The 5,063-nt window shown below is 40.9% G+C and carries 4 protein-coding genes; all 4 read left to right on the forward strand.

Features of this window, described 5'->3' with window-relative positions; translation table 11 throughout:
* Nucleotides 1–421: 421 nt before the first annotated feature.
* The 4 genes from PVA01S_RS26085 (at nucleotide 422) to PVA01S_RS26100 (ending at nucleotide 4,951) form a co-directional block, all read left to right on the forward strand.
* The gene (locus tag PVA01S_RS26085; protein WP_127610798.1) at nucleotides 422–1,480 is read left to right on the forward strand and encodes a tartrate dehydrogenase; all 1,059 of its coding nucleotides are present in this window, start codon (nucleotides 422–424) and stop codon (nucleotides 1,478–1,480) included.
* A 112-nt stretch (nucleotides 1,481–1,592) separates the two neighbouring features.
* Complete coding sequence (gene hpaB, locus PVA01S_RS26090; RefSeq protein ID WP_127610799.1) at nucleotides 1,593–3,077, forward strand: 4-hydroxyphenylacetate 3-monooxygenase, oxygenase component; 1,485 nt, start codon at nucleotides 1,593–1,595, stop codon at nucleotides 3,075–3,077.
* Nucleotides 3,078–3,140: 63 nt separating this feature from the next.
* Complete coding sequence (locus PVA01S_RS26095) at nucleotides 3,141–4,001, forward strand: alpha/beta fold hydrolase (protein ID WP_127610800.1); 861 nt, start codon at nucleotides 3,141–3,143, stop codon at nucleotides 3,999–4,001.
* Nucleotides 4,001–4,951, forward strand: a complete 951-nt coding sequence (locus tag PVA01S_RS26100; RefSeq protein WP_127610801.1) for a DODA-type extradiol aromatic ring-opening family dioxygenase — start codon at nucleotides 4,001–4,003, stop codon at nucleotides 4,949–4,951. Before PVA01S_RS26095 ends, PVA01S_RS26100 begins: the two co-directional genes overlap by 1 nt.
* The last annotated feature ends 112 nt before the right edge of the window (nucleotides 4,952–5,063 follow it).

Raw genomic sequence — 5,063 nt, forward strand, 5'->3', positions numbered from 1 at the left:
ACATTGGGTAGATCATAGATTCTGCTTTCGTATGGTAAAACTATTTTTAATTGTTTTAGATAGTGAAATCATTATGTTGTAACCAATTATTAAATAGGATACTGTTATTTTTAAACATAATTATTACCTACATAGAGTTTGCTGAATGTTAGAAGAACCTCATATTCACAAGTGTTTTCAGCCCTATTTGTCGAATTCATGTGCAAGGAAATCGGATGTGCTCCTGCTTGATACACGTGCACACCCGTCGGCGTGTCGTATCCGACGGAATTGAATCTACTGAACGAAGCGCGTGAGAGCTTGGGGGCATCATCGATAATTTGCATGCACCGTCTGTTGGTTATGCGCGCAAACCAAGAACGTATTGTCAGAAATACAAAATTGCAAGCATTAACAATTTTAATTGGGAGTAGGGGATTTAATGAAAACCATCAAAATTGCTGTAATACCCGGCGATGGGATTGGTCAAGAAGTAGTGCCTCCTGCAATGGATGTTTTGAATACGGTAGCAGAGGTGCATGGAGGATTGAAATTTGGATTTACTGAGTTTCCTTGGAATTGTGAGTACTATGTAAAAAATGGGATAATGATGCCGGACGATGGATTGAAAGCGCTATCAAATTTTGATGCCGTATTTCTGGGGGCAGTCGGCAATCCGGAACTTGTTCCCGATCACATTTCATTATGGGGACTTTTAATTAAAATACGCCGTGAGTTTCAGCAAGTTATTAATATTCGCCCAGCTAAATATTTTAAGGGATTGCAATCTCCACTGCTCAATCCAAACGATTTCGATTTAATTGTGGTAAGGGAGAATAGTGAAGGAGAATATAGTGAAATAGGCGGCCGAATACACCAAGGTGAGGACGAGATAACGATTCAAAATGCTGTTTTCACTCGTAAAGGGGTGGAGAGAGCGATGCGTTATGCTTTTGAACTGGCTCTGAAAAGAAAAGGACATGTAACAAGCGCTACCAAGTCTAACGGTATTTTTCATTCAATGCCGTATTGGGATAGTGTTTTTAATGAAATCAAAGATGATTATCCGAATATTGCCACTGCGTCTTATCATATTGACGCCTTAACTGCATTTTTTGTTTCTCGTCCCCAAATCTTTGATGTTATTGTAGCAAGTAACTTATTCGGTGATATCTTGACTGATGTGGGTGGAGCAATCATGGGTAGTATTGGTATTGCTCCGGCTGCCAATATAAATTTAAACGGAAAGTTTCCTTCCATGTTTGAACCTGTCCATGGTTCCGCCCCTGACATTTGTGGCAAGGGCATTGCCAATCCAGTGGGCCAGATATGGACAGCCAAATTGATGTTAGACCATTTTGGAGAGATAGAAATGGGAAATACATTACTGGAGGTAATTGAAGGAGTCATCAGGGATGGCATTAGTACTCCGGACATTGGTGGAAAATGTAAGACAGTTGAAGTGTCCGAGGAAATATGCAGAAGATTAAAAACAATATAAAAAAATACTTGAAGTTGTTTTAATAAATGAAACTTGGACGTTGTTTAAGGTTTCTAAAAGGTATAAATTGTAATTGTAATTAAATTGATAATGAAAAGGAGAAAGATGATTTATGGCTATCCGTAGTGGAATAGATTACATTAATGGTTTAAGAGATGGTCGTGAAGTTTGGATAGGAGGGGAACGAGTCAAAGACGTCACTACCCACCCTGCGTTAAAACATGGAGTCGAATCCATTGCAAACTTGTATGACATGCAACATGATCCGAAATATCGGGATATTTTGACCTATGAGTCACCGGTTACTGGTGAGAGAGTAGGTATGTCCTTTTTAGCACCCAAAAGTGTTGAAGACTTAATTCGTCGCCGTAATGCATGCCGATTATGGGCAGATGCCACACATGGAATGATGGGGAGAAGTCCTGATTTCCTAAATACTACGTTAATGGTCTTAGCCTCATATCCTGAATATTTTAATCAGTGTGACCCGCGTTTTGGCCAAAATATTGTTGAGTACTATCAATATGTTCGCGAAAATGATCTTTCATTAACCCATGCTATTGTCGACCCTCAAATCGATCGTTCAAAACAACCTCACGAACAGGCTGATCCTTATACTTATCTTGGAGTCGTACGCGAAACGTCCGATGGATTGATATTACGCGGAGCCAAAATGTTGGCAACCCTTGCTCCGTATACAGATGAAGTCATAGTTTATCCGTTCCCTAACTTACGAAAGGGGGATGAAAAATATGCAGCGGCTTTCGCAATTCCGCTAAACACATCAGGCCTGAAGATTATTTGCAGAGAACCGTTAGACCTTAGTCGTGGTCTAATTGATCACCCATTAGGGGGAAGATTCGATGAAATGGACGCCGTCCTGATCTTCGATGATGTGTTAGTGCCTTGGGAACGCGTTTTTCTTAAAGGTAATGTTGATTTAAGCACTCGTATGCAAATTGCGCTTCATCTTCCAACTTTCACTGCTCACCAGACAAGTATTCGCGCCTTAGCAAAGACCGACTTTTTACTCGGGATAGCATTTTTGATTGCGGAATATATTGACATCAAAGATTTTCTGCATGTGCAAGAAAAACTCGGTGAAATGATAACCATGCGTGAAACGATTAATGCTTGTATACGGGCTTCCGAATCCGACGCGGTGTATTTAAAAAACGGTTTAATCAGACCGAGTGATCAGGCCTTACAAGCGGTAAGAATTTGGTTTCCGAAATTTTATCCCCGAATGATTGAAATCTTACAGTTAATAGGTGCAGGTGGACTGATGATGACGCCATCACAACATGATTTAACAGGTATCATGTCGGAAGATATCAAAAAGTATTACCGTGGAGCTCATGTAAGCGCTGAAGATCGAATCGGTTTGTTTAAATTGGCTTGGGACCTTGTCGGTGACGGATTTGGATCACGTCAATTATTATATGAGCGTTACTATGCAGGCGATCCGGTCCGTTTAACAGCCCGTTCCTATTTGACTTACGACAGGGAACCCTATATGGATATTGTTCGGGACTTTTTGGATGAAACGCGTCAATTGCAATATCGTCGAGAATCTAATCTTAGAGCCGCAAAGTAATTCATTTCATAGGAAACGAACCGCTGAAATTTCCACTATAAACAGGTAAAGGAATGAAAAAACATGAGTACGGTATGGACGAATTTATCAGGACTTGAATTTTCGCAACGGTATGTAAATGCAGAAGGGATTCGTACCCGAGTCATTGAGGCCGGGAACGGAGAGGGAGATCCCCTTATTTTTTTACATGGCACCGGAGGTCACGCCGAAGCTTACAGTCGAAATATTAAAGAACATGCGAAACATTTTAAAGTTTATGTCATTGACTTTGTTGGACATGGGTATTCAGATAAACCGGATGTGCCTTATACCATTCCGGTATATGCGGATCATGTATTGAAATTTATGGATGCTTTAGGCATTCAAAAGGCGCATCTTTCGGGTGAATCTCTGGGCGGATGGGTAAGTGCGTGGCTAGCGATTCATCATCCGCATCGCGTTGCCAAGTTGGTTTTAAATACGGCGGGTGGGCTTATTGCAGATCCTAAAGTCATGGAACGTTTGAGAACGCTTACAAGGCAAGCGGTTGAACAACCAACCCGGGAGTTTATAAAAATTAGATTGGAGTTTTTAATGCTCAGTAAGACGAGTGTTACAGATGAATTGATTGATATCCGCTACGAAATATATGCCCAGCCGGAAATGCGTAAAGCTGTTGAAAATATATTAGTGCTGCAGGAGATGGAAGTTAGGGTTAAGAATATGCTCTCTGAGGAGGATTTAGCAAAAATAACAGCGCCGACATTTGTTATTTGGACTTCCCATGATCCGACGGCAGGAATCGAAGTAGGAGAACGTTTTGCCAATGCTATTCCTAATGCCCGAATGAAGGTAATTGAAAACGCGGGACATTGGCCTCAATATGAACAAGCAAATGAATTCAATGAACTTCATATTAACTTTTTGAATGAAGGTGATAGGTAATGGCACATATTGTTGGTGGATATGCAGCTTCCCACAGTCCGTTAATGTTAACCTCATTTGGTAAAGCCGATCAGGACAAAGCTAACCTGGTTTTGAGCGGTTTCAATTATATTAAACAACAATTGGATGAGCAAAAGCCGGATGTCATTATCGTCATCTCAGACGATCATTTCAAATCTTTCTTCTTGGATAATATGCCTATGTTCTGTATCGGCGTTCATACCTGTAAGGGACACGGTGACTTTGGATTGCCGCAAACGGAAATCCCGGTTGATCAACAACTGGCCAATGATATTCTCAATACGGCCATAGTAGAAGGTTTTGATCTCAGTTATTCGTTTGAACTACAGCTTGATCACGGGCATATTCAACCGCTTTATTATGTTCGTCCTGAGTTTGATATTCCGATCGTCCCTATCGTGACCAATTGTTGTGCTCCACCACTGCCAACATTGAGAAGATGTTATCAATTAGGACAAATGATCCGAAAAGCGCTGGACAAATACTCCAATGAAAAACGGATCGCCATTATAGCCTCAGGCGCACTTTCACATTGGCCGCCTATCCCTAAAATCGATGTGAACGCAAATGATGAGGATAGTCTTCGGATGAAGAATATCATGATCAATGGAAAAACCACCTCAACAGAAGATGAAGAATTCAGAAAGAGCCGGGTAGTGAAGATTGCTTCTGGGCGTGTAAATCAAAGTTGGGATGAACAGATTTTGAATCGGATATTGGGAAATAAAATTGAGGATTTACTCTCAATGAGTTACGAAGAAATTGAAACAAACGGCGGTAACGGGGGACAGGAAATTCGGAACTGGATTACGTTAATGGGCATCATGGGGGGATATCAAGCTAAAGTTATAGAGTATCAGCCCGTTGCGGAATGGATCACAGGCATGGGGATTGTTGAGTTTATGGATGGCGCCCATTCGCAAAGCTAACTCTCTTTCATTTTAGGGGGATGTTATGTTGTCTACAGTTTCCAATGCTTTGCAAATTTTGAAGTTATTCCAAAACCAAAAAAATATGTTGTCCCTCACAAGTATTTCTAAA

This window comes from Paenibacillus validus NBRC 15382, from assembly GCF_004000985.1.
GTDB lineage: Bacteria > Bacillota > Bacilli > Paenibacillales > NBRC-103111 > Paenibacillus_G > Paenibacillus_G validus.